The sequence below is a fragment of the Alienimonas californiensis genome (genome assembly GCF_007743815.1).
Lineage (GTDB): Bacteria > Planctomycetota > Planctomycetia > Planctomycetales > Planctomycetaceae > Alienimonas > Alienimonas californiensis.
In genome coordinates, this window is the sequence record NZ_CP036265.1 from 2,380,417 (window position 1) to 2,400,584 (window position 20,168).

Genomic DNA, 20,168 nt, shown 5'->3' on the forward strand with positions numbered 1-20,168 from the left:
TCGCCATCGCCGACAGCGGCGCGTCTCCGGTTCAAATCATCTATGCGCATCGATCAGGTCGTCACCGGCGGCGGAGACCGGGGGGAGACCTCCCTGGCGGACGGCTCCCGCGTGCCCAAAACGGACCCGCGGCTGGCGGCGCTGGGGGACGTGGACGAACTGAACGCCGCCGTGGGTCTCGCCCGCTGCGCCGCCGCCCGGGACGGGGCGATCGACGCGCCGCTCGCCGCCGTGCAGCAGGACCTGTTCGATCTGGGGGCGGACCTCGCCGTGCCGGTGATGGAGGGGGAGGACGACGCCGAGCGCCCGCCGCTGCGGATCACCGCCGGGCAGACGGAGCGGGTGACGGCCGCCGCCAAGGCCGCCGCGGCGCCGCAGCCGGCGCTGTCGAGCTTCGTGCTGCCCGGCGGCACGGAGCTGGCGGCCCGGTTGCACCTCGCCCGCACCGTCTGCCGGCGGGCGGAGCGGTCCGTCTGGGCCCTGCACGCCGCCGCGGGTTCCGACGGACCGGGGGTCAATCCGCACGCGGCGGTCTACCTCAACCGGCTGAGCGACCTGCTGTTCTGCCTGAGCCGCACCGCCAACGAAAACGGCGCCGGCGACGTCCTGTGGGTCCCGGGGGCGAACCGCTGAGCAGCTCATTTGCCTCTCCCCTCGCCCCCCTTTTGGGGGAGAGGGGCCGGGGGTGAGGGGGCAGTGACTCCCGACCGCCGTTCCACGTCCGATTGACTCGCCCGCCGAACTGTCACCGCAGAGAGCGGGGGCGTGTGAACCGTGCGTCACCCTCACCCCCGGCCCCTCTCCCTCAAGGGAGAGGGGAGAACGGGTCACTGCACCGCGATCTCGAACCACGTCTCGAACCGGTCGCCCGGCGCGAGCGTGCGCCAACCGGCGTCGACGCCGCGGCCGGCGAGGTTCACGGCGTCCGTGGCGCAGGTGTAGGGCTCGATGCAGATGGAACCGGCGTCCCCCTCGCGGAACCACGGCGGGGTGAAGACGACCTGTTCCCGGAACGCCGCGTCACACCGCTGCACGATCCGCAGGCCGTTCGCGGGGTTCTCGATCACCGATTCGATCACGCCCGGCTCGTCCGCCTTCGCCGAGACCTGCGTGTAGACGTCGTCCAGTTTCAGGCCGCCGAATGCCGGACCGTGTTGCAGGTCGTAGCCCTCGTCCAGCGCCACCACTTCGCCCGTCGGCACGCCCCCGATCAGTTCATAGCGGGCGGCGGCTGGCACCGTGACGGTGCAGTCGGCGGCCGTGCCGCTGTTTTCTCCGGAAGACGGGCCGACCGGCAGCTTGAAATACGGGTGCGTGCCGAGGCCGAAGGGCAGAGGTTCGTCGCCGAGGTTTTCGACCGTCAGGTCGCACCGCAGGCCGTCGCCGGTCAGTTCGTAGGCGACCGTCAGCCGGCCGTCGCCGGGCCAGAGGGAGGCCCGTTCCGGATCGTTCTCGGACAGGGTGAAGGTCGCGGTGGCGGAGCGTTCGTCCTGCGCCGTGACGGTCCAGGCGCGGTCGAAGGCGAAGCCGTGGATCGCGTTGCCGGCGCCGTCGGACTTCGCCTCGCCCGGCCCGTCGCCCAACGGCAGGAGGTGTTCGGACTGCTGGTCCGTCGTGAACTCCCCCGCCTTGATGCGATTGGGGAAGGGGAACAGCAGCGGGATCCCGCTGTGCGACGGCTTGCCGCCGGCGGGGAAGTCCGCCTCGGCGGCGAGCGCCTCGACGGGTTCGTCCTGCCCTTGCGCGGGCAGGGCGAGGCGGTACAGATTGAAGCCCCGCTGCGGGGCGATCTGCGCGGTCGCCCCGTTGGGGGCGGTGAGGGTGATCACGTCGGCGGTCATCCGGGCAGGATAGCCGCCCGTTCGCTGCGCCTCACCTCAGGTTCGCGCAGCAAAGCGTCCCGGACCCTGCGAGGGTCCGGGACGCTGTGTTCCCGCCGGTTCGCCTCAATTCCACCGAAAGTTCAGCCGCCGAGGACCCGGCCGCGGGCGTAGAAGACGACCGGCTCTTCGCGGCCCTCGACGTCCACGGTGAAGGTTTCCTCGTAGGCACCGTTGCCGGCGGGGGCGGTGAACTCCATGGGGACGACGTGCACGGGGCGCTCGGCGTCCGGCAGTTTCATCCCGAAGTTGTCGCCGGCTTTGCCGTCGCAGACGATCCCGTTGATCTTGAACGGCTCCTTGCCCCGCAGGACGACGTTGAATCGCTTGGTCTGGCCGCTGACGACCGTGCCGAGGTCCACGTCGCGGACGGTGATGTCGTCCTCGACTTCGCCCTCGACCAGCACGGGCACCTTGGGGTTGTTGGCGTCGGAGGTGACGAGGGTCAGCCGCTCGCGGATCGGCCCCGGGGGGGCGTCCGGGGAGAGCCGCACCCGCAGGGCGTAGTCGGCGCCGGAGGCGGTGCGGCCGGTTTCGGTGACCTCGGCGTCCAGCAGCTTCCCGCCGCCCTCCACGCTGCGGATCTGCCAGCCGGCGAAGCCGGCGTAGGCGATCTGCACGGTCCGCTCCGCCCCGGCGCCCTTCTCGACGGCGCCGAAGTTCACCTCGCCGGGGGTCAGGACGACGTCCTTGCGGCAGTACATCTGCACGGGGATGCGCACCTCGGCGAACTGCGGGGCGTCGAACTGGACGATGACGTTGGAGTCTTTTTTCCCGTGGAACTGCCGGGTGTTCATCTCCAGCGTGAGGGTCGTGCTCTCGCCGGGGGCGAGGGTTTGGTTGTCGACCCTGCCGGAGGCGCAGGTGCAACTGGCGCCCACGCTGCTGATGTGGACCGTGCGGTCGGTCGTGTTCTCGATCGTGACGGGGTGCTGCGTGAGGGCCCCGCGGGCGACGACGCCGAAGTCGTGCTCCGTTTCGCTGAACAGCCCTTTCGCCCAGGAGTCGTCCCGGGTGGTGGCGACCGCGACGGGGCCGCCCTGGAAGCTCCGCCCGCCGGCGATGGGCGTGCCGTAGTAGATCTGCGCCGCTCCGTCGGCCGGCAGGGCGAGCAGCCCGGCCAGTCCGGCGGCCACGCCGAGCAGCAACGGCCGGACCCGTCCGGGGATGAACGCCCGTTCGAGAATGCACGAACGAGGAGCGGGGCGAAGCATGGCGGGCAACTCGGGCGGGGCGGGGGGGCGCCGGGCGGGAAACCGGCGGGGCGCGAACGGCGCCCGCTGCCGTCTTTCGGCCGCGAACCCTTCGCGGCAGTATTGGTCCGGCCGCGAATTCGGTCAATCCGCAGTTTGCGGGGCGCTGCGGCTGGAGAGCCGCCCCCATCCCCCCGGATTCGCCCACCGGCCCGGCGATCCCGCCGCCTCGCGCCGAATACGCGGGGCCAGCGAATCGGGCTCAAGTTCCCCCGCTTCGCCGTCGCCGTGACGCGGCGCGACCCCCGGTGCGACGCGCGCCGCCTCACGGCGACGGCGAAGCGGGGGGAACGTAAGAGCGGGCTCAGGCGTTGAGTTTCTTCGTCAGGCGCAGGTACTCCCGTTTGACCCGCTCCTTGCCGTGCTCCCGCTCCAGACGGCGGACGGAGAAGTGGGCCCGGGCGACGCTTTGGAAGTGACTGGTGAAGGCGATGTTGATCGCCGCCCCGGCCGCGGCGCCGAGGATCGGCACGGCCATCGCCGCCATCTTCTCGGAGACCACGATCCCGTAGCGGGCGGCGATCTTCGCGAGGAACCTGACCACCGGCTGGGCCGCGTCGTCCGAGAGGCCCTTCGCCGCGATGCTCTTCGTCGCCGCCCCGATCTCCTGACCCAGCAGCACGCGGGTGGCGAAGTAGGCGCTGTCGTAGCCGTCGTCGGCCTTCTGCTCCGCCCCGTCCTCCGGGACGCCGCCGCCCAGGGCGAACACGTTCAGGCACTCCAGGCGGGTTTCCAGCTTGGTGAGGTCCTCGCCGTTGGCCCGGGCGATATCCGCGACGCTGCGGAGCATCACCGTGGTGGACAGCGGCAACTCCACCAGCGCCGAGGGCAGCCCGAACGCGCCCCCGACCATCCCCACCGCGGCCCCGGCCAGCTTGTGGGAGAGGTCCCAACTGGCGGCCTCGGACTTCTTATCCATCGTTTTGACGGCCACGTTCAGCGCCGCCTTGAGCGAGGCGTTCGTCACCTCCTCCACCTTGCCCTGCGCGATGTCCGGCAGGAACTCGACGGCCCGCTCGAACCGGGCGCCCAGGGCGTCGGAGATCTGCCGCAGCATGCCGCGGTACTCAAGGACCTCGACCGCATTCTCCAGATCCTCCAGCGCCTCCGCCGGGAGCGGTTCGGCCGGCAGGTCGGCGGCGGGAGAAGACGGATCGGACGCGTCGGACACGGCGGCGGCTCTCGGGGGGAGCCGTCACGATAGCCCGCCCCTCAGAGCTCCGCGAACGGGTCGTTCCCGGGGCCGAACGGGTCCACCGGGGCCTCGGCGATGCCGGGGGGCGTGGCGTCGGCGGACTCCTCCGCGGGCGGGGAAGTCACGGGGAACGGCTCCGGCGGAACCGGCTCCAGTGTGGCGGGCGGCGAGGCGAACGGGTCGTCGGGCGGGGCTCCCGTCGGGGCGGGCGCCGCGGCGGGGAGGGTCGCCGGGGGGACGTCCTCGGGGAAGGGGACCGGGGCCGGCGGGGGTTCAGCGGCACCAATCGAGCGGCGGCGATTGACGTGCAGCGGGTGGGTCAGGTCGAACTGGCGGCCGTCGGCGGCCTCGAACCGGGCGACCAGATGCAGTTCCTCGCCGCCCGTCGCGCCGGGCGGCCGCGGGGCGAGCGGCAGCCGGAAGCGGTAGCCGGTCCCGAGGGCGGTGCTCCGCCATTTCTCGGCGGCCTCGGCGGCGTCGAAGCTCCATTGACCCACCTGCCGCCGGTCGCGGGGGGCGGACAGGTCTAACAGTTCCAGGCTGACCGACCCGGCGACCTTCACCGGATCGCCGCCGGCGTCCGCGGGGGCAAGCACCACCGCCAGGGTTTCGTCCCCCGGCTCCCCGTCGTGATCCAGCCCGCCGGTCAGCAACCGGGAGACGGTCAGCTGGGTGATGCGGCCCATCGCCCGGGTCTGTTCCGGGGCCTCGGCGACGACGGGCCCGCCGACGTCGAGGCGGGCGCGGAGGGCGTCGGCGGAGCGCTCCGCGGCGGCGAGTTCCGCCCGGGCCTCCCGCAGTTCGATCTGCGTGCGGGCCAGCACGTCCTGCGTGCGGAGCAGATCGCCCCGCAGCGCCGCGGCGTTGTTCGACGCGCAGCCGCTCAGCCCCCCCGCGACGAGGCCGCCGGTCAACAGGGCGAGGGCGGCGGCGGGACGAAAGCGACGCACGCGGCGACCCTAGTTCGCCGCCCCCCGCGGGGGGAACCCGGTTTGGGACGAGGAGCTCCAACCCTGTTCTCCCTCTTGTCCAAGCCGGACGCATGCGTCCGGCTTAGGGGGGGCCGTTCAAATCAACCAGCCGTTCTCCAGCAGGCCCCAGCCGCCGAGGAACAGCAGTTCGGTCGCCAGCGGGAAGGCCGGCAGGTGGCGGGCCAGGAAGCGGTTCACCGGATCGAGCGCGGACCCGCGGCGGGCGTCCCGCAGCCAGACGATCAGCATGCCCCCCTGAAGCACCGGCAGGAAGGCGAGCAGCAGCCGGCTGGGGGTGCCGCGGTCCCAGCTTTGGCCGTCCACCCAGAACCGCCCCGGGTGGTCCGGGTCGTATCGCACCCACACGCCAACGGCTCCCCCCGGCGGCGCCCCGTGCACACGGTTCCAGGCCCAGATCGCCACGGGCCGGGGCAGGCGATCCGGCCCGATCTCCTCGAATTTGGGGTGGTACGGCGGCCGCGGCAGGCGGACGGTGGTGACGCCCTCCTGCGAGCGGAAGAACGGCGGCTCATCGGCGGCGGGCAGGGGGAACCACACCCGCAGCCGCACGTCCACGCTGCCCCGCCGATCGGCCGGCACCCGCTCCGCGGCGACGGCTTGACCAAGGCTCCATTCCGCGTCCTCCCACGCCTGCCGATCCGCCCAGAACCCGCCCAAGGTGACGAACAGGTCCGCCGCCAGGCTCAGCAGCACCCCGGCGACGGCCAGCGTGCGGACGTTCTCCCCCGGCCGCTTCGAACCCCGCCCGCCGGACCAGGTCAGTCGGCCGGTCAGGATCGCCGCCGTCGTCCAGGCCAGGGTGGCGATCTCGCCCCACCAACTCAGCGCCGCCAGCCACGGCTCGGTCCGGCTGAAGTCGGCCTTCCACTGCGGCCACCACAGCCAGACGACCGCCGCGCACAGACACCACAGCACGCCGACGGCGATCAGCCGGTTCAGGCAGGTCCGCAGGACGGGGAGAAACGCCAGCGGATCCGGCTCCTCCTCCGGCGGCGGAGCGGGGGCAAACGGGGTCGCCCGCCCGTCGCGGAAGTCCGGTTCGAACGGGTCGGCGGTTGCGTCAGGTCCGATCACGGGGGAAGTGTAGGCTCTCAGTCCGAACCGTTCGGCGCCGTTCGCCTACTCACGCATCGCGCTTTGCCTCATCTCGCGCTCCTGCCTCGTCTCGTACGGCGTTCGCCATGACGATTGGCCCGGACGGGCGGCTTTGGCGGGAGCTGATCCAGGTCGCGGAAGCCTGCGGGATCGCGGCGCTGTTTCTCGTGGTCGTGTGCGGCGGGTATGCGTCCGTCATCGCCGGGCGGGAGGCCCGACGCGACGGACGGGAGATCGCCGCTCGGCGGTTCGCCCTGCTGGCAATTCTGCACGGAACCCTTTGGCAGTTCGCCCCGCTGTGGTGGACCTGGCCGGCGCTGATCACCGGAAGCCTGACGGCGGTGATTCTGCACGTGCTCGCGCTGTGCTTCCTCCCGCCGGCCCTGCTCGGCGGCCGGCTGCTCTACCAATTGATACAGGGTCCGGGCGGCCACTCGCTGGGCGGCGAGATCCTCGAACCCTCGGGGGAACGCCCACCCGACGACCCGCCGATTTGAGTCCTTGTAGACGACGAAACGCCCTCCGCACAGGGTCGGAACGGCGGGTAGAATCAGGGGTCCGTTCGTGCGTCTCCCCCCTCGTTCGCCCGTGATTCGTCGCCGCTCGTTCGCCGTCGCTCTGACCTGCTGCGCCGTGCTCGGGGGGACGGCGCGCTCCGGGGCCGCCGCGGAAGGCGGGTCGGACCCGGCGGCGCTGCGGCCGCTGCTCGATAAGTTCTGCGTGGACTGCCATGGGGAGCTGTACGCCGAGAACGAATTCCGCCTCGACGCCGCCGCGTTGGAGTTGTCCGCCCAGGGGGGCCGGCTGGACGACGAGACGCTCGCGGCGCTGGTCAAGGTGCACGACCGGATGAAGAGCGGCGAGATGCCTCCGCAGGAAGCCCCCGCCGCCCCCAGCGAGACGCTCCGGGGCCACTCCGTCGCCGCGTTGGAGGCGATGCTGCACGAGGCCGACCGCCTGCGGCAGTGCGAAGAGGGCCGCACCCGCCTGCGGCGGATGACCCGCGGCGAGTACCAGCACGCGGTTCACGACCTATTGCACATCGACGTCCCGCTGGCCGGCATCCTGCCGGGCGACGGCGTCGCCCACGGGTTCGACCGCACCGTCGACGCGCTGGGCACCAGCTCTGTGCTGGTAGACGGCTACCTGGAGGCGGCCGGCGTCGCCGTGGACGCCGCCGGGATCATCCGCCCGCAGCCGGAGACCGTCACCGAACGGCACAGCTACCTCACGCACAAGAAGTACGAGAACATCCGCAAGCCGGGCAATCCGGTGCTGCTCGTCCTGCCGGACGCCCTCGCCGCGTTCGAGCCCAACTACAGCCCCACGGAGCTGCACAGCTTCAAATGCGAATACCCCGGCCGCTACCGGGTGAAGATCAGCGCCTACGCCTTCAACCACGACCCGGCCCGGGCGGAGCCGGTGGTCTACCGAACCTTCAAAGGCGAGTTCAATCCGGCGGACCGGACGAAGACGCTGGTCGATCACTTCGCCGCCCTCCCCAAACCGCTCGATCCGCCGGCGGACTGGGAGCCGGCGCCGGTCGAGTTCGAAACGAGCTTCGCCGAGGGGGAGACGCTGAAGTTCGTCCCCTACGACATCGGCTACAAGATCCGGCAGGAGACCCCGCCGCACTCCACGGAGAACGCAGTCGCGATCCGGTGGGTCGAGATCACAGGCCCATTGATGGAGGAGACGCCCTCACCGGCCTACCGCGCCGTCTTCGGCGACAACCCGGTCGTCTGGACGAACCGGGCGGAGTCCGAGGGCAAGCACTGGATTAAAAAGACCTACGCCGTTCACTCCGACACGCCGCACGAGGACGTCCGCCGCCTGCTGAACCGACTGGCGACCGAGGCCTTCCGCCGGCCGCTCCGCGACGGGGAGCTGGACGAATTATTCGGTCTGCTGGACGAACGGATCGACGCCGGGGTGACCTTCGGCGAGGTGATGAAGCTGGGGGTGACTGCGATCCTGTGCGACCCGGCGTTCCTGACGATCGGCGGCGAATCCGGCCGCGACACGGACTTCGTCCCCACCCCCGAAGGCGAAACCCCGGCCCCGCAACCGCTGGAGCCGCACGCGCTCGCCAGCCGGCTCAGCTTCATGCTGTGGGGTTCGATCCCCGACGCCGCGTTGCGGGCGAAGGCGGACGACGGCTCCCTCAGCGATCCGGCCGTCTACCGGGCCGAGGCGGAGCGGCTGCTGGCCGACCCGAAGCACGAGCGCTTCAACCGGGACTTCCTCGATCAGTGGCTCGATCTGGCCTGGATCGACGCCAGCGTGCCGGACCCCGGCCTGGCGCCGGAGTACGACGAGGCGCTGCACCCCGCGATGGTCGAGGAGACCCGCCGCACCTTCGAATACATGCTGGACGAGAACCGCCCGGCCCGGGAGATCGCCGACGCCGACTGGGCGATCCTCAACGCCCGGCTGGCGACGCACTACGGCTTCGATCCGGCGGAGCTGGGGCTCGATCCGGTCGGGTTCCAGAAAGTCTCGCTGCCGGCGGACAGCGTGCGGGGGGGCTTCCTCACGCAGGCGGCGATCGCCAAGGTCACGGCGAACGGCACGCACACCAGCCCGGTGCTACGGGGGCAGTTCGTGATGGACGCGATCCTCGGCCTGCCGATTCCGCCCCCGCCGCCGAACATCCCCGCCGTGGAGCCGGACATCCGCGGGGCGGAGACGATCCGCGAGATCCTCGCCGCCCACCGGGCCGACCCCGCCTGTGCGACCTGCCACAAGAAGATGGACCCGGCCGGCTTCGCGATGGAGCAGATGGACGTGGTCGGCACCTACCGCGAACGCTACCGCCTGCCGCGGGGGCCGGGGGAGCGGATTGAATCGCAGGTGGGCAACCGCAAGATTCGCATCTTCGTTGCCCTCGAGGTGAACCCTGCGGACACCCTGCCGGACGGCCGGTCGTTCTTGAACCTGAAGGAGTTCAAGGCGCTGCTGGCCGAGGACGACCGACAGCTCGCCCGCAGCCTTGCGGAGAAATGGTTGATCTACGGCACCGGCGAGGGCTGCGGCTTCGCCGATCGCCGGGCCGTCGACACGATCCTCGACGAGGCCGCCCCGGACGACTACGGCCTCCGCACCCTGCTGCTGGCGACGGTGTGCAGCGACGCTTTTAAACGTCGCTGACCGAACGCCGCCGACCCGGCCCCGCCGTTGTCTTCACCTCTTCTATACACCCCTGCGTCACTCCATGTTCGCCCCCGTCGCCCGCCGCCCGCTGTCCCGACGTACGTTGTCCCGACGTACGCTGCTCCGCGGCGCCGGCGTGGCGATGGCGTTGCCGTTGCTCGAACGCTTCGCCCCGGGGGCGCTGCGGGCGTCGGACGGCCGCGGGCCGGGGCGGATGGTCTGCCTGTGCGCCACGCTGGGCCTGCACCAGCCGCTGTTCACCCCGGAGGGAACCGGCCGCGGCTACAAGATGTCGCCGTACCTGGAGCCGTTGGCCCGGCACCGGGACGACTTCACCGTGTTCAGCGGGCTGTCGCACCCGGAGGTCGACGGCGGGCACAGCAGCGAGGCCAGCTTCCTGACGGCCGCCCCGGACCCGGCCTCCAGCAATTTCCGGAACAGCATCAGCCTGGACCAGTACGCGCTGGACTACCTGAACCCGGACACCCGCTTCCCGCACCTGACCCTCGGCATCGCCGGGCCGAGCCTCAGTTGGACGCGGGCCGGCGTGCAGATCCCTGCTCAGAACAGCCCGAGCAAACTGTTCGAGGCGCTGTTCCTCGACGGCTCCGAGGAGCAGAAACAGGCTCGCACCGCGGCCATCACCAACGGTCGCAGCGTGTTGGACGTCGTCGCCGCTCGCGCCAAACGGCTGCACGACCGCAGCCCGGCCGGCGACCGCCGGACGCTGGATCAGTACTTCACCAGCGTCCGGGAACTCGAACAGCGGATGCAGGCCTCCGAGGCCTGGGTCACCAAGCCGAAGCCGCGGGTGGATTATAAACAGCCGGAGGACGTGAAGGACCGGGCGGACTTCGTCGCCAAGCAGACGTTGATGTACGACATGATGCGGCTGGCCCTGCAAACGGACAGCACGCGGGTGATCACGCTGATGCTCTCCGGCAACAACCTCGTCCCGCCGCTCGACGGCATCGACGTCGACTGGCACAACCTCTCCCACCACGGCAAGGACCCGGAGAAGATCGCCCAGCTCCGCCATATCGAATTGGAGGAGATGCGGCTGCTGGCCGGCTTCCTGGACTCCCTCGCCGACACCCCGGAACTCGGCGGCGGGGTCGGCGGGCGACTGCTGGACTCCACACTGGTGCTGTTCGGCTCGAACCTCGGCGACGCCTCGATGCACGACACCCGCAATATGCCGATGCTCCTCGCCGGCGGCTCGGCCCTCGGGGTGAAGCACGCCGGGCACCTGGCCTTCGACAAGGAAGACCACCCGCCGCTGTGCAACTTGTACGTGACCATGTTGCAGGCCCTCGGCGTGGAGACCGACCGCTTCGCCACCGGCACGAGCACGTTGACCGGGCTGGAACTCGGGTGACCGGCGCCCAAGCCGGACGCATGCGTCCGGCTGAGGGGCTCGCGTCGCCCGCTCACCACCCCATCCGTTGCAGCACGCCGCAGAAGATCAGCATCGGCAGGGTGACGATCGCCACCGCCCACGGTCCCATCGCGGAGAGGTCGGTGTCGTCCGGCACGCCGCGGAAGATGCCCGGGGCGTCCATCAGCAGCCAGAGGGCCTGCACGACGGGCAGGATCATCAGGAAGAACCGGGCGAAGGTCCAATCGTCCCACGTCGTGTCGTCGACCCAGAAGCGGCCGGGCCAACCCGGGTCGTAGCGCACCGCGACCGTCGGCGGATTGGGCGGAACGCGGCCCCCGTGGACCGCCCGCCGCAGCCAGCCGGTGAGCGCCGGCGAGAGGTCCGGGTTCGGCCCGGCGTCGAACCGGATGCCGATCGCCCCCGCCTGCGGCCCGTCCGGCGTGGGGAACCGCACCCGCAGCCGGACCTGCCGGACGCCGTGTTTGTCCGGCGGGCCGATCTCCGCGGAGAGGACTTCGCCCGCCACGGCGACACTTTGGGCCTCGCCCCGCCGATCCGCCCAGGCCTGACTGACGGTCACGCCGAGGTCCGCGGTCACGCTCAGCAGCATGCCGACCCACGCCCACCGAGCCGCCCGCCGCCGGTCCGCCAGCCTCCGCCAGTCAAAGGGCGTGGTCGGCGGACCGATGTTGCTCAGCGAGAGGTTCGCCCGCCCGCTCAGCAGGGCGAACAGACACCACAGCAGCGCCACCGCGTCGCCCCACCAGCCGAGAACCGCCCGCCACGGCTCGGTGCGATGACACTCCAAAACCCACCAGTCCCACCACAACCAGCAGGCGAGCACGACCCCGCCGACGAGGAGCGTCGCATTGACGGCCCGACGGGCGACGGAGGGCCGCTCGGTCGGCTGGAACGAAGGGCTCACCCCGCCGGGAAGAGGTCGGAGAGCTTCAACTGAAGGCCCGGCAACACCGGCTCCCCGGGCAGGGCGTCGCCGTGGCGGAACGTCGCCGAATCGTCCGGTCCCCGCCAGACGGTCGCGGTGCGCGTTTCCGGGTCCACCTCCCACACCCGGACCACGCCGGCGGCGAAGTAGACCGCCCGCTTCCGCCGCATCTCCTGCGCCGTATTGCCCGGGGACAGCACCTCAACCACCAACGCCGGCGGCACGTCGCTGAAGCCCCGCGCCTGCAATCCGTCCGGCCGGTCCGCCGCGGGGGTGAAAGAGACGTCCGGCGCCCGCAGGCCGTCCGGCAGATTGAAGAAGCCGTCGGCCCCGTGCAGGTGACCCAGGCGTCGCGGGGTCACGAAGTTCCACAGCAACGCCCCGATCGTGAGGCCGATGGAGGAGGACAGGTCGCTCACGGCCTTCTCGATTAAGGTGCCGTCAATCAGCTCGTACAGGCCTCGGCCGCGCCGGTTCGCCGCTTCCCAGTCCGCCACGGTCGCTTCGCCCGGGGGAGGGTCTCCCAGGATGCGCGACGCCGGGATCGGGCCGAACCGTTCGCTCAGGTCCGCGACGGTGAGCCCCGGCCGGTAGGGGCGGCGACGCGCGGGGGCGTCCCTCTCGGGCGGCGGGACGACGGGAACGGCGGGAGCGGACATCCCGCCAGTCTACCGCGGCGAGGGGGGCCGGAGGGAACGGAAGAGAACGGGGCGTCAGGTGGATGGCGGAACCCGGACCAACCCGTCCGCGTTCCACGTCTAACCGCGGCGCGCGCAGCACCCAGAGCCCGCGCCTTCCCCAGAGTGCCGCGTCGGCCCGTCCCCCGCGGGTCGCCGGCGTTTCCCGTGTTCCCCCCGCGCGCCGGGGGGCGTCGGGGCGGATTGCCGGTCGTGCGGATCGTGCGGCGCGTTGAGAACCCGGCGCCGCGGTCCTACAGTTCCCGCCCGACCGTCCGCCGCGGCGCCCCTCACAGAACGACACAGTCCATGCGCGACCCCCTTTCGAACCTTTCCGGAAACGGGCTCGGCGGGTTCGACCCGGTCCGGAGCCCGCAGTTGAACCGCGGCGGGCCGGCCCAGCAGCGGCAGATGACCATCGGGGACCTGCTCCTCGAGAACCGGATCATCTTCCTCGCCGGCCCGATCATGGACGAGTCGGCGAACCTCGCCGTGATGAAGCTGCTGTATCTCCAGAGCGAGAACCGCAAGCAGGACATCCACCTGTACGTCAACAGCCCCGGCGGCAGCGTGACCGCCACGATGGCGATCTACGACACGATGCGGTTCGTCGACTGCGACGTGTGCACCTACTGCGTCGGCCTGGCGGCCAGCGGCGGGGCGATCGTGCTGGCCGGCGGCACCAAGGGCAAACGCTACGCCCTGCCGCACGCCAAGATGATGATCCACCAGCCGCACGGCGAAGTCGGCGGGCAGGTGAGCGACATCGAGATCCAGGCGGAGGACATCATCGCCACCCGCCACACGCTGAACCAGATCCTCGCCAACCACACCGGCCAGGACATCGAGACGATCGCCCGGGACACCGAACGCGACCGCTACCTCACCGCCAAGGCCGCCGTCGAATACGGCCTGATCGACGAGGTCCTGCAAAAGCAGCACGATGCCGAGACCAGCCCCGGCTGACCCCCCGCCGTGAGCCCGAAGCGCAAGCGAGGGGTTCGACGTTCGCTGATGTTCCACGCCGCCATTCGTTCACACGCCGCCCGGCCTCGCTTGCGCTTCGGGCTCACTTCAGGAAGCCGACCATGACCACCCTCGTTCCCTACGTCATCGACAAGCAGGGCCGCGACGAGCGGGCGATGGACATCTACTCCCGGCTGCTCCGGGACCGGATCGTCATCATGGGCACCCAGGTCAACGACCAGGTCGCCAACAGCCTCGTCGCCCAGTTCCTCTACCTGCAGTTTGAGGATCCGAAGGCGGACATCCACTTCTACATCAACTCGCCCGGCGGGTCGGTGACGGCGGGGATGGCCATCTACGACACGATGCAGTTCATCTCCTGCGACGTGGCGACCTACTGCCTCGGCCAAGCCGCCAGCATGGGCGCCCTGCTCCTCACCGCCGGCGCAGCGGGCAAACGGTTCGCCCTGCCGAACAGCCGGATCATGATCCACCAGCCGCTCGCCGGGTTCCAGGGGACGGCGACGGACCTGGACATCCACGCCAAGGAGGTCATCCGCACGAAGCGCCGGATGAACGAGATCCTCCAGAAGCACACCGGCCGCGATCTGGAAGAGCTGGAGCGGGACACCGACCGCGACAAGTTCCTCTCCGCCGCCGAAGCCGCGGAGTACGGGCTGATCGACAAGGTCGTGGAAGACCTCTCCGGCGCCGGCGTGGCCCCCACCGGCGACTGACCGGCGACGCCTGACCGCGAGCCGGTCCCGCCGTTAGACTCACGCGACCCGGGCGCCGCGGCGTCCGGGTCGCGTTCTGTTTGGACGCCGCCACGATCCCGCCGAGGCCGCCGCCCGCATGAGCCTGCCGGAACCGCTCCCGCTGTGGCTTGCCGTTCCGGCCGCGGCGCTGGTCGTGGGCGCGGCGTGGTGGACCTTCGGCCGCCCGGGGGCGCCGCGGCGGCGGCCCTGGGTCGTGTGGGGCGCCGGCGGGGCGGCCTGCCTGCTCGTCCTGTGGACGCAGGGGTTTGGCTACCTGCTCGAACGGGACGAGCTGATCTGGTGGCCGGTGGTGGCGGTCGGCCTGGCGTACGGCTGGTCCGCCGCCCGGGGACGATGGCGGAAGAAAGAACTGCCGCCTGGCGCCCGCCGGCTGCTCGCCGCGGCGGCGGCGCTGCTGTTCTCCGCCCCGCTGTTCTCCGTCACCGCGGAGGTTCTGCGGACCCGCCGGGAAACCCGCTGGGCGGTTCAGCGGAACCTGACCGGAACGATGGGCGAGGTCTGGGCGACTGTCATCGAGGACGTGCCCGGCCGGGTGGCGATCGGCGGCGTGTGCGCACTCGTGGCGCTCGCCGCCCTGCGGACCGCCCGCGGCCGCGAGGCGCCCGCCCCGGCGCCGGAGGGGGCGCCATGAGGTCCGACCCCTTTCCCACGGAACTGCTGATCCAGTTCGCGTTCGTGAATCTCCCGGTCGCGGCGGGCCTGGCGGCGTTGCTGTGGGCCGCCCTGCGGTTGTGGGCGACGGACCGGCTCGCCGCGGCGTTGCTGGGCGTCGCGGCCGGTCTGGTAACGGTCGAGTCCTCCGCCGACTTCGTCCGTGAACTCCTCTTCTGGCAGGACCCTGACTGGAGGATTACGCACTGGTCCTTCCACCTGCGGCATGGCGACTGGGTCGCGCCGCCCCGGCTGCTGGCCCTCGCCGCGGCCTGCGGGCTGGCGGCGGTGTGGCGGTGCGGGCGGCCGGCGCCGGCTCATCCCCCGCTTCGCAGCGAGGACGGATCATGAGCGGCGACGTCCTCAACTGGCTTGGGGCGCTGCTCGGCCTGCCGCTGGCGGCGGTGGGCGTCGGCGGGCTCGTCCTCGCCTGGCGGAATCGGCGCACCAAGCCGACAGCGGCCCGGATGTTCGCCCTCGGCGTCGTCCTGCTGCTGGGCAACGCCGGTGTGGAACTCGTCATCTACACGCTCTTCCCCCTGCACGAGTGGATTGATTCGGCGATCTTGGACGCGCAGGTCGCCTACCTGCTGGCCGGGGCGGCGCGACAGGCGTTCGTCGTGACCGCGGCGCTGCTGATCACCGCCGCGGTGTTCGTCACCGAGGACCCGACCGAACGTCCCGAGCCCGGCGGGACGGTCGAATGAGTCTTTGGGAGGGCGAACTGACAACAGTCGGCATCTGGACGTGGTGGTTCGTCATCACCACGGCGACGGTCGTGTTCGGCATCCGCGGGTGGCGGCGGGGGGCGCCCGGCGGCCGGTGGGCGCTGCTGGCCGGCGTGCTGGGGCTCGGCACGGGGCTGGCGCCGTGGGCGACCGGGCTGGCGTACTTTTTGGCAGGCCGGGGCGAGCCGGCGCTGAGTGAGGCGATGACCGCCGCCGCCTACTTCGCCTCGCCCGTCCTGTGGGCGGCGTCGCAGCTGTCGGTGATCGCGGCGGTCGCGACGATGTGGCGGATGCTGGACCGCGAGCGCCCGCCGAGAATTCCTGCCCAAGGGGGAACCGATGCAGCCGGCTGACGCGGTCACGTTGCGGTTCGCCGTCGGCATTGGGCTGGCCGCGGTTTGGGTCACCCCGCTGGTCGCGGCGGCGCGCCGTCGCGGAGGCGCGTTGTTCCGCCCGCCGGGGTGGAGCACGCTGATCGCGGCGGGGGCGTGCGGTCTCGCCGCGGCGGCGCTGACGATCGGGGCCGCCTCCTTTTGGTCGCCGTGGGTCACTAATGGGTGGGGGCACGCCGCCCGCCAGCAGGACGCCGCGGAACGCGGGGCCGCCCTGCTCGCCGCCGCGGCTCAAGGGCTCTGCCTGCTGGCGCTCGTCTTCGCCTGGCGGGGGTGGGAATCGACCGGCCCGACCGGAGCTCCCGCGGCGTCGGCCACGGACGACGAGCCGAACCCGCTGGACGCTCCTTTCCCTCCGAGGGAGACGCCCTCGTGAACGAACGGGTCCTGGCCGCGGTGATCGGCGGGTGGTGTTTGCTGTGGCTCGCAGCCACGGCGGCCCCCGGCTTCGCCGGCTGGCATCGCCGGGACGCCGGTTTGCCGGGCGGAAAGCGGGCGATCGCGGCGGCCCTGTGCGGGTCTGCCCTGCCCGCGTTCCTCGCCGGGCTGTGCCTGGTGCGGGCCGTCTGGGCGGACGACGCCCCGATCTGGCTGCACCCGACCTTCGCCCTGCGATTCAAAGTGGCGTCGATCGCGTTGCCGGCGCTCTGGATCGTGTCGCTCGGATTGACGGTGTCCGCGGGGGCCGCGGCGACGGCCGCCGCCGCGCCCGAGCCCCCAGGTCGCGGGAAGGGGCCGGGGTGATGAGCGACCGCTGGCTCAGTCCGCTGTCGGTGTCGGCGGCGGTGGCACTGATGGGGATCTGGACGGCCGGACTGGTCGTCGCCTACCTACAGGGGGAACGGTCGGGGGAGCGTCCCCCCGGTACGCGGCGGCGGATCGTGGGGGGAGCGCTCGGCCTGTCCTTTGCCTCGCTGCCGCTCCTCGCCCCGTTCCTGCGGGACAGTGCGGCACTGGTGTTGGCGGGAACCGTCGTGGTCACGCACCAACTCGCCGCGGGGCTGACGTTTAGCGGCACGCTGGCGGCGTGGCGGGCCGCGGAGCGACGGGAACCGCCGGCCGTGGCGCCGCCGGCCGTGGCGTCGGGTTTGGAGGACGGCGGGGGTGCCGCCCGCTAGGCTCACGTCGTCCCGCCCCGCTCCTTCGTCGGCCGCCGCATGAACGCCGCCGCCCCGCCGCCGGACGCCGCCGCTCAGAGGGCGGAGCGATGATGGCCGGGGGATTGCTTTTCGTCGTGCTCGGCGGGATGTGGGTCCTGAACTGGCTCGCCGTGGTCCTGCTGACCGGGGCGCTGGGCCTGCGTCGCCGCCGCTGGGGCACCCCGGGCGGCGGCTGGGCGCTGGCCTCCGCCGCGCTGCACGTGGTCGCGGCGGTGGGGATCGTCCTCTGGGCGCTCGCCGGCACGTTCCTCGGGGGCTCGCTGAGCGGGGGCGGCGTGATCCTCGTCACCGCCATCATCGTGACGCTGCTGGCGACCTGGGTCGCCGCCCACGTCATGCTGGTCCGGGCTCTTTGGCTGGCGTGGTCCGCTGTCGACCTCGCCGTGGCGAGCCGGGCCGCTCACCCCGCCGACGGGAACCCGGCCGAAGCGCCCGCAGTCGGGGCGGCGCCGTGACTGAGGATTGGATCTTCCTGATGTATCTGGCGACTATTCTGGCGGGGGGCGCGATCGCGGGGCTGTGGACGTTCGCGTTCGTCCGGGCGGCGGCTCGGCGGAACTTTGGCGACGGCGGTCCGGCCCGGGCGCTCCGCCCCGACGCGACGGCCGGCACGGGGCGGGTGATGCTCGGCGCCGCATTCGGCGCGGCGATGGGCGCCGTGACAGCGTGCGGCGGACTGTTGGGAATTGCCGCCGCGGCCGGCGGGCGGGTCGAACTGCCGGAGGCCTTCCTCCTGTTCCTGCTGGCGATCCCGGTGGGGATCGTGGTCTGCCCCGGACTGGCGCTGTGGGGGCTCGTCGCGGCGTGGCGGGTCGCGGAGCAGGACCCGGACGGTCACGGCCCTGACCCCGCGGTCGCCGCCCCGCCCCCGCCGGGGGGCGGCGACGGGCTCGATGCGCTGGACGCCCCGTTCGCTCCGCCGCCGACCGGTCGGGGGGGCGACGGGTGAACGATCTCCCGATCGTCGTTGGGGTGGCGCTGCTCGCGGTGGGGTTCGCCACGATCCCCGGCTGGCTGGCGGTCGTCGGCGCCGGGCTGTGGCGGCGGGGCACGGCGGGCGGGCGGCTGGCGGTCGCCGCCGCGGGGCTGCTGGCGCCGTTCTCGCTGTGCCTGCTCGGCGTGGCGACGGTCATCGCCTGGCAGGAGTTGTTCCTGAGGAGGCCTGCACCGAGGCCTACACCGGAGTGGCTCGAGGCGATTCAGGAAGCGGTCGACGCGGCGCTCCCGTACGCCATCGTCCTGTTCCCGGCGGGGCTGGCGCTGGTCGCCCTGGCGGCGCGGGCGGCGCTGGTCGCGGCCTCCCGGCGGCTCGTCGAACCGTCTGAGGGAGGGGCGGGAGAATGAGCAACGACGCCGTGATCGTTCTGATGGCCGTCGCCGTCGTGGGGCTGGGGATGGCGTGGACCCTGCTGCTGTGCGGCTGCGTCCGCCGGCGGGGCGAGCCGATCGACGGCCGCCGCTGGCTGACTGCGGCCGGGCTCTGCGGGGCGATCGGTCCGGCCTGCGGGGTGGCGCTGATGTTCCTCGCCGGCTCTTCCAACCACACCATGGAGCGGGTGGGACTCGAGCAGGCTCTGGTTCTGCTGTTGGCCGTCTCGCAGCTGTTCGCGCTGCTGTTCGCTCTCTGGGGGCTGCGGAGCGTCTGGCGTCAGACGGAAGGGTGGGGCGAACGCTAAGCTGGTTCGCCCCTTCCGCTCACCCCGCCCGTCGTTCATGTCGTCGCCCTTTCGTCTCACCCGCCGCACCGCCCTCGCCGCGGGGGCCGCGGGACTGGCCGCCGCGGCGTGGCCGGGGCGGGCGACGGCCCATCCCAATCACGGCGGGATCGTGCCGGACCTGCGGATGCGGTTCGCCGAGCCGATCGAACTGACGCGGTTCGACGTGGTCGCGCTCGACGGCACGCCGGCGGTCCGCGTGACGGACGCCGAGGGCGGCGTGGGCGTCGTGCCGGCGCACGACAAGCTGGCGGACGTCCGCTCGCTGTTCGACCGGCTCGCGGCGCCGTACTTCGTCGGGACCGACGCCCGCGATCTGCCGGAGCGGATCGATCACGTCGACGTCTCGGAGCGGCATTACAAATACGTCGGCATGCCCTTCTGGAACGCCGTCGCCCACTGCGAGTTGGCCGTCTGGGACCTGCTCGGCCGGCGGGCCGGGGTGCGGTGTACGGACCTGCTCGACCGGCGCCGGCGGCGTCGGCTGAACGTGTACATCTCCCGGTTCGACCGGGACACGACCCCGCAGCAGGCCGTCGAGCAGGCCTCCGCGGACCTCGCCGCAACCGGGGCGACGGCGGTCAAGCTGAAGGTCGGCGGCCGGATGCGCACCACGCCGGAGCAGAACGCCCGCGACGTGGCGATGGTCGCCCTCGCCCGGCAGACCTGGGGGGACGACGTGGAAATCCTGCTCGACGCCAACGGCAGCTACACCGCCGACGAGGCGGTGCGCGCCGCGACGCGGTTCGCCGGGTACCGCGTCGGCTTCCTGGAGGAGCCCTGCGACTGGCGGGACGTGGAGGCGACCTTGCGCGTCCATGAGCAGCTCGAGGCCAAGGGGATCAAACTGGACCTCGCCGGCGGGGAGCAGGATTCGATGATGACCCGCTGGCGGCAGTTCGCGGAGACGGAGCTGTTCCGGCCGATGCAGCCGGACCTGTACTACGTCGGCGGGGCGATCCGGCTGCTGACCGTCGCCCGCATCGCCGACTCCGCCAAGCTGCCCCTCACCCCGCACGCCCCGCGGGCCGGCCTGGCGGCGTACCCGGACACGATGGTGCGGGCCACGATCCCGAACCTCGGTCGGTATCAGGAATACGTCCGCAGCCCCGAGGTGACGGACGGCACCGTCCCCGTCCCCGACGCCCCCGGCTGGGGCCTGCCTTGGGACGACGCCGCGGTGAAGGCGGCAGTTGCGGGCTGAA

General features: G+C 72.0%; 25 protein-coding genes. 18 read left to right on the forward strand and 7 right to left on the reverse strand.

What is annotated here, in order from left to right:
* The first annotated feature begins 42 nt into the window (after positions 1-42).
* Positions 43-633, forward strand: a complete 591-nt coding sequence (locus tag CA12_RS09280) for a cob(I)yrinic acid a,c-diamide adenosyltransferase (RefSeq protein ID WP_145358682.1) — start codon at positions 43-45, stop codon at positions 631-633.
* Between the two features lie 194 nt (positions 634-827).
* Here CA12_RS09280 and CA12_RS09285 read toward each other — a convergent pair whose 3' ends face one another.
* The 5 genes from CA12_RS09285 to CA12_RS09305 form a co-directional block, all read right to left on the reverse strand.
* Entirely contained in the window at positions 828-1,841 is a 1,014-nt protein-coding gene (locus tag CA12_RS09285) for an aldose 1-epimerase (RefSeq protein WP_145358683.1), read from the reverse strand.
* A gap of 122 nt (positions 1,842-1,963) precedes the next feature.
* Positions 1,964-3,094 (reverse strand): DUF1573 domain-containing protein, encoded by a 1,131-nt coding sequence (locus CA12_RS09290; protein WP_145358684.1) that lies wholly within the window; start codon positions 3,092-3,094, stop codon positions 1,964-1,966.
* A 343-nt stretch (positions 3,095-3,437) separates the two neighbouring features.
* Positions 3,438-4,304, reverse strand: coding sequence for an EcsC family protein (locus CA12_RS09295; protein WP_145358685.1), 867 nt, complete (start codon positions 4,302-4,304; stop codon positions 3,438-3,440).
* A 41-nt stretch (positions 4,305-4,345) separates the two neighbouring features.
* Positions 4,346-5,278, reverse strand: coding sequence for a hypothetical protein (locus CA12_RS09300; protein ID WP_145358686.1), 933 nt, complete (start codon positions 5,276-5,278; stop codon positions 4,346-4,348).
* Between the two features lie 117 nt (positions 5,279-5,395).
* On the reverse strand, positions 5,396-6,394 hold the full coding sequence (locus tag CA12_RS09305) for a hypothetical protein (protein ID WP_145358687.1): 999 nt from the start codon (positions 6,392-6,394) through the stop codon (positions 5,396-5,398).
* A gap of 107 nt (positions 6,395-6,501) precedes the next feature.
* Here CA12_RS09305 and CA12_RS09310 point away from each other — a divergent pair, with 107 nt between their 5' ends.
* The 3 genes from CA12_RS09310 to CA12_RS09320 all read left to right on the forward strand — a co-directional run bounded on the left by CA12_RS09310 (position 6,502) and on the right by CA12_RS09320 (position 10,946).
* Positions 6,502-6,912 (forward strand): hypothetical protein, encoded by a 411-nt coding sequence (locus CA12_RS09310; protein WP_145358688.1) that lies wholly within the window; start codon positions 6,502-6,504, stop codon positions 6,910-6,912.
* A 91-nt stretch (positions 6,913-7,003) separates the two neighbouring features.
* Positions 7,004-9,565, forward strand: a complete 2,562-nt coding sequence (locus CA12_RS09315) for a DUF1592 domain-containing protein (protein ID WP_145358689.1) — start codon at positions 7,004-7,006, stop codon at positions 9,563-9,565.
* 106 nt (positions 9,566-9,671) lie between these two features.
* Positions 9,672-10,946: a DUF1552 domain-containing protein gene (locus CA12_RS09320; RefSeq protein WP_242688179.1), complete on the forward strand. Its 1,275-nt coding sequence runs from the start codon at positions 9,672-9,674 to the stop codon at positions 10,944-10,946.
* Between the two features lie 52 nt (positions 10,947-10,998).
* Here CA12_RS09320 and CA12_RS09325 read toward each other — a convergent pair whose 3' ends face one another.
* Both CA12_RS09325 and CA12_RS09330 read right to left on the reverse strand, forming a co-directional pair.
* The gene (locus tag CA12_RS09325; protein ID WP_145358691.1) at positions 10,999-11,874 is read right to left on the reverse strand and encodes a hypothetical protein; all 876 of its coding nucleotides are present in this window, start codon (positions 11,872-11,874) and stop codon (positions 10,999-11,001) included.
* Complete coding sequence (locus tag CA12_RS09330; RefSeq protein WP_145358692.1) at positions 11,871-12,554, reverse strand: Uma2 family endonuclease; 684 nt, start codon at positions 12,552-12,554, stop codon at positions 11,871-11,873. Before CA12_RS09330 ends, CA12_RS09325 begins: the two co-directional genes overlap by 4 nt.
* Positions 12,555-12,881: 327 nt before the next feature.
* Between CA12_RS09330 and CA12_RS09335 the strand changes: the two genes are divergently transcribed.
* The 14 genes from CA12_RS09335 (at position 12,882) to CA12_RS09400 (ending at position 20,167) form a co-directional block, all read left to right on the forward strand.
* A complete protein-coding gene (locus CA12_RS09335) occupies positions 12,882-13,538 on the forward strand; it encodes a ClpP family protease (RefSeq protein WP_145358693.1) in 657 nt (218 codons plus the stop codon).
* Between the two features lie 122 nt (positions 13,539-13,660).
* The gene (locus tag CA12_RS09340) at positions 13,661-14,275 is read left to right on the forward strand and encodes an ATP-dependent Clp protease proteolytic subunit (RefSeq protein ID WP_145358694.1); all 615 of its coding nucleotides are present in this window, start codon (positions 13,661-13,663) and stop codon (positions 14,273-14,275) included.
* Positions 14,276-14,393: 118 nt separating this feature from the next.
* The gene (locus CA12_RS09345) at positions 14,394-14,948 is read left to right on the forward strand and encodes a hypothetical protein (RefSeq protein ID WP_145358695.1); all 555 of its coding nucleotides are present in this window, start codon (positions 14,394-14,396) and stop codon (positions 14,946-14,948) included.
* Positions 14,945-15,319, forward strand: a complete 375-nt coding sequence (locus CA12_RS09350) for a hypothetical protein (RefSeq protein WP_145358696.1) — start codon at positions 14,945-14,947, stop codon at positions 15,317-15,319. The genes CA12_RS09345 and CA12_RS09350 overlap by 4 nt, the downstream gene beginning before the upstream one ends.
* Positions 15,316-15,675, forward strand: a complete 360-nt coding sequence (locus CA12_RS09355) for a hypothetical protein (protein WP_145358697.1) — start codon at positions 15,316-15,318, stop codon at positions 15,673-15,675. Before CA12_RS09350 ends, CA12_RS09355 begins: the two co-directional genes overlap by 4 nt.
* Positions 15,672-16,049, forward strand: a complete 378-nt coding sequence (locus tag CA12_RS09360; protein WP_145358698.1) for a hypothetical protein — start codon at positions 15,672-15,674, stop codon at positions 16,047-16,049. Before CA12_RS09355 ends, CA12_RS09360 begins: the two co-directional genes overlap by 4 nt.
* Positions 16,036-16,464: a hypothetical protein gene (locus CA12_RS09365; RefSeq protein ID WP_145358699.1), complete on the forward strand. Its 429-nt coding sequence runs from the start codon at positions 16,036-16,038 to the stop codon at positions 16,462-16,464. Before CA12_RS09360 ends, CA12_RS09365 begins: the two co-directional genes overlap by 14 nt.
* On the forward strand, positions 16,461-16,832 hold the full coding sequence (locus CA12_RS09370) for a hypothetical protein (protein WP_145358700.1): 372 nt from the start codon (positions 16,461-16,463) through the stop codon (positions 16,830-16,832). Before CA12_RS09365 ends, CA12_RS09370 begins: the two co-directional genes overlap by 4 nt.
* On the forward strand, positions 16,832-17,206 hold the full coding sequence (locus CA12_RS09375) for a hypothetical protein (protein ID WP_145358701.1): 375 nt from the start codon (positions 16,832-16,834) through the stop codon (positions 17,204-17,206). Before CA12_RS09370 ends, CA12_RS09375 begins: the two co-directional genes overlap by 1 nt.
* Positions 17,207-17,310: 104 nt before the next feature.
* On the forward strand, positions 17,311-17,703 hold the full coding sequence (locus CA12_RS09380) for a hypothetical protein (RefSeq protein WP_145358702.1): 393 nt from the start codon (positions 17,311-17,313) through the stop codon (positions 17,701-17,703).
* Complete coding sequence (locus CA12_RS09385; RefSeq protein ID WP_145358703.1) at positions 17,700-18,197, forward strand: hypothetical protein; 498 nt, start codon at positions 17,700-17,702, stop codon at positions 18,195-18,197. The genes CA12_RS09380 and CA12_RS09385 overlap by 4 nt, the downstream gene beginning before the upstream one ends.
* Positions 18,194-18,592 carry a hypothetical protein gene (locus CA12_RS22000; RefSeq protein ID WP_165700651.1) on the forward strand — a complete coding sequence of 133 codons (399 nt, stop codon included), beginning with the start codon at positions 18,194-18,196 and terminating at the stop codon, positions 18,590-18,592. Before CA12_RS09385 ends, CA12_RS22000 begins: the two co-directional genes overlap by 4 nt.
* Positions 18,589-18,924 carry a hypothetical protein gene (locus CA12_RS09395; protein WP_145358704.1) on the forward strand — a complete coding sequence of 112 codons (336 nt, stop codon included), beginning with the start codon at positions 18,589-18,591 and terminating at the stop codon, positions 18,922-18,924. Before CA12_RS22000 ends, CA12_RS09395 begins: the two co-directional genes overlap by 4 nt.
* 37 nt (positions 18,925-18,961) lie before the next feature.
* Positions 18,962-20,167, forward strand: a complete 1,206-nt coding sequence (locus CA12_RS09400) for an enolase C-terminal domain-like protein (RefSeq protein WP_145358705.1) — start codon at positions 18,962-18,964, stop codon at positions 20,165-20,167.
* Position 20,168 lies beyond the last annotated feature (1 nt).

What these genes read in the sequence shown, in the direction of transcription:
- CA12_RS09280 (WP_145358682.1), top strand. Translation starts at nt 43, where the DNA reads ATGCGCATCGATCAGGTCGTCACCGGCGGCGGAGACCGGGGGGAGACC.
- CA12_RS09285 (WP_145358683.1), bottom strand. Translation starts at nt 1,841, where the DNA reads ATGACCGCCGACGTGATCACCCTCACCGCCCCCAACGGGGCGACCGCG.
- CA12_RS09290 (WP_145358684.1), bottom strand. Translation starts at nt 3,094, where the DNA reads ATGCTTCGCCCCGCTCCTCGTTCGTGCATTCTCGAACGGGCGTTCATC.
- CA12_RS09310 (WP_145358688.1), top strand. Translation starts at nt 6,502, where the DNA reads ATGACGATTGGCCCGGACGGGCGGCTTTGGCGGGAGCTGATCCAGGTC.
- CA12_RS09330 (WP_145358692.1), bottom strand. Translation starts at nt 12,554, where the DNA reads ATGTCCGCTCCCGCCGTTCCCGTCGTCCCGCCGCCCGAGAGGGACGCC.
- CA12_RS09335 (WP_145358693.1), top strand. Translation starts at nt 12,882, where the DNA reads ATGCGCGACCCCCTTTCGAACCTTTCCGGAAACGGGCTCGGCGGGTTC.
- CA12_RS09340 (WP_145358694.1), top strand. Translation starts at nt 13,661, where the DNA reads ATGACCACCCTCGTTCCCTACGTCATCGACAAGCAGGGCCGCGACGAG.
- CA12_RS09345 (WP_145358695.1), top strand. Translation starts at nt 14,394, where the DNA reads ATGAGCCTGCCGGAACCGCTCCCGCTGTGGCTTGCCGTTCCGGCCGCG.
- CA12_RS09350 (WP_145358696.1), top strand. Translation starts at nt 14,945, where the DNA reads ATGAGGTCCGACCCCTTTCCCACGGAACTGCTGATCCAGTTCGCGTTC.
- CA12_RS09355 (WP_145358697.1), top strand. Translation starts at nt 15,316, where the DNA reads ATGAGCGGCGACGTCCTCAACTGGCTTGGGGCGCTGCTCGGCCTGCCG.
- CA12_RS09360 (WP_145358698.1), top strand. Translation starts at nt 15,672, where the DNA reads ATGAGTCTTTGGGAGGGCGAACTGACAACAGTCGGCATCTGGACGTGG.
- CA12_RS09365 (WP_145358699.1), top strand. Translation starts at nt 16,036, where the DNA reads ATGCAGCCGGCTGACGCGGTCACGTTGCGGTTCGCCGTCGGCATTGGG.
- CA12_RS09375 (WP_145358701.1), top strand. Translation starts at nt 16,832, where the DNA reads ATGAGCGACCGCTGGCTCAGTCCGCTGTCGGTGTCGGCGGCGGTGGCA.
- CA12_RS09395 (WP_145358704.1), top strand. Translation starts at nt 18,589, where the DNA reads ATGAGCAACGACGCCGTGATCGTTCTGATGGCCGTCGCCGTCGTGGGG.
- CA12_RS09400 (WP_145358705.1), top strand. Translation starts at nt 18,962, where the DNA reads ATGTCGTCGCCCTTTCGTCTCACCCGCCGCACCGCCCTCGCCGCGGGG.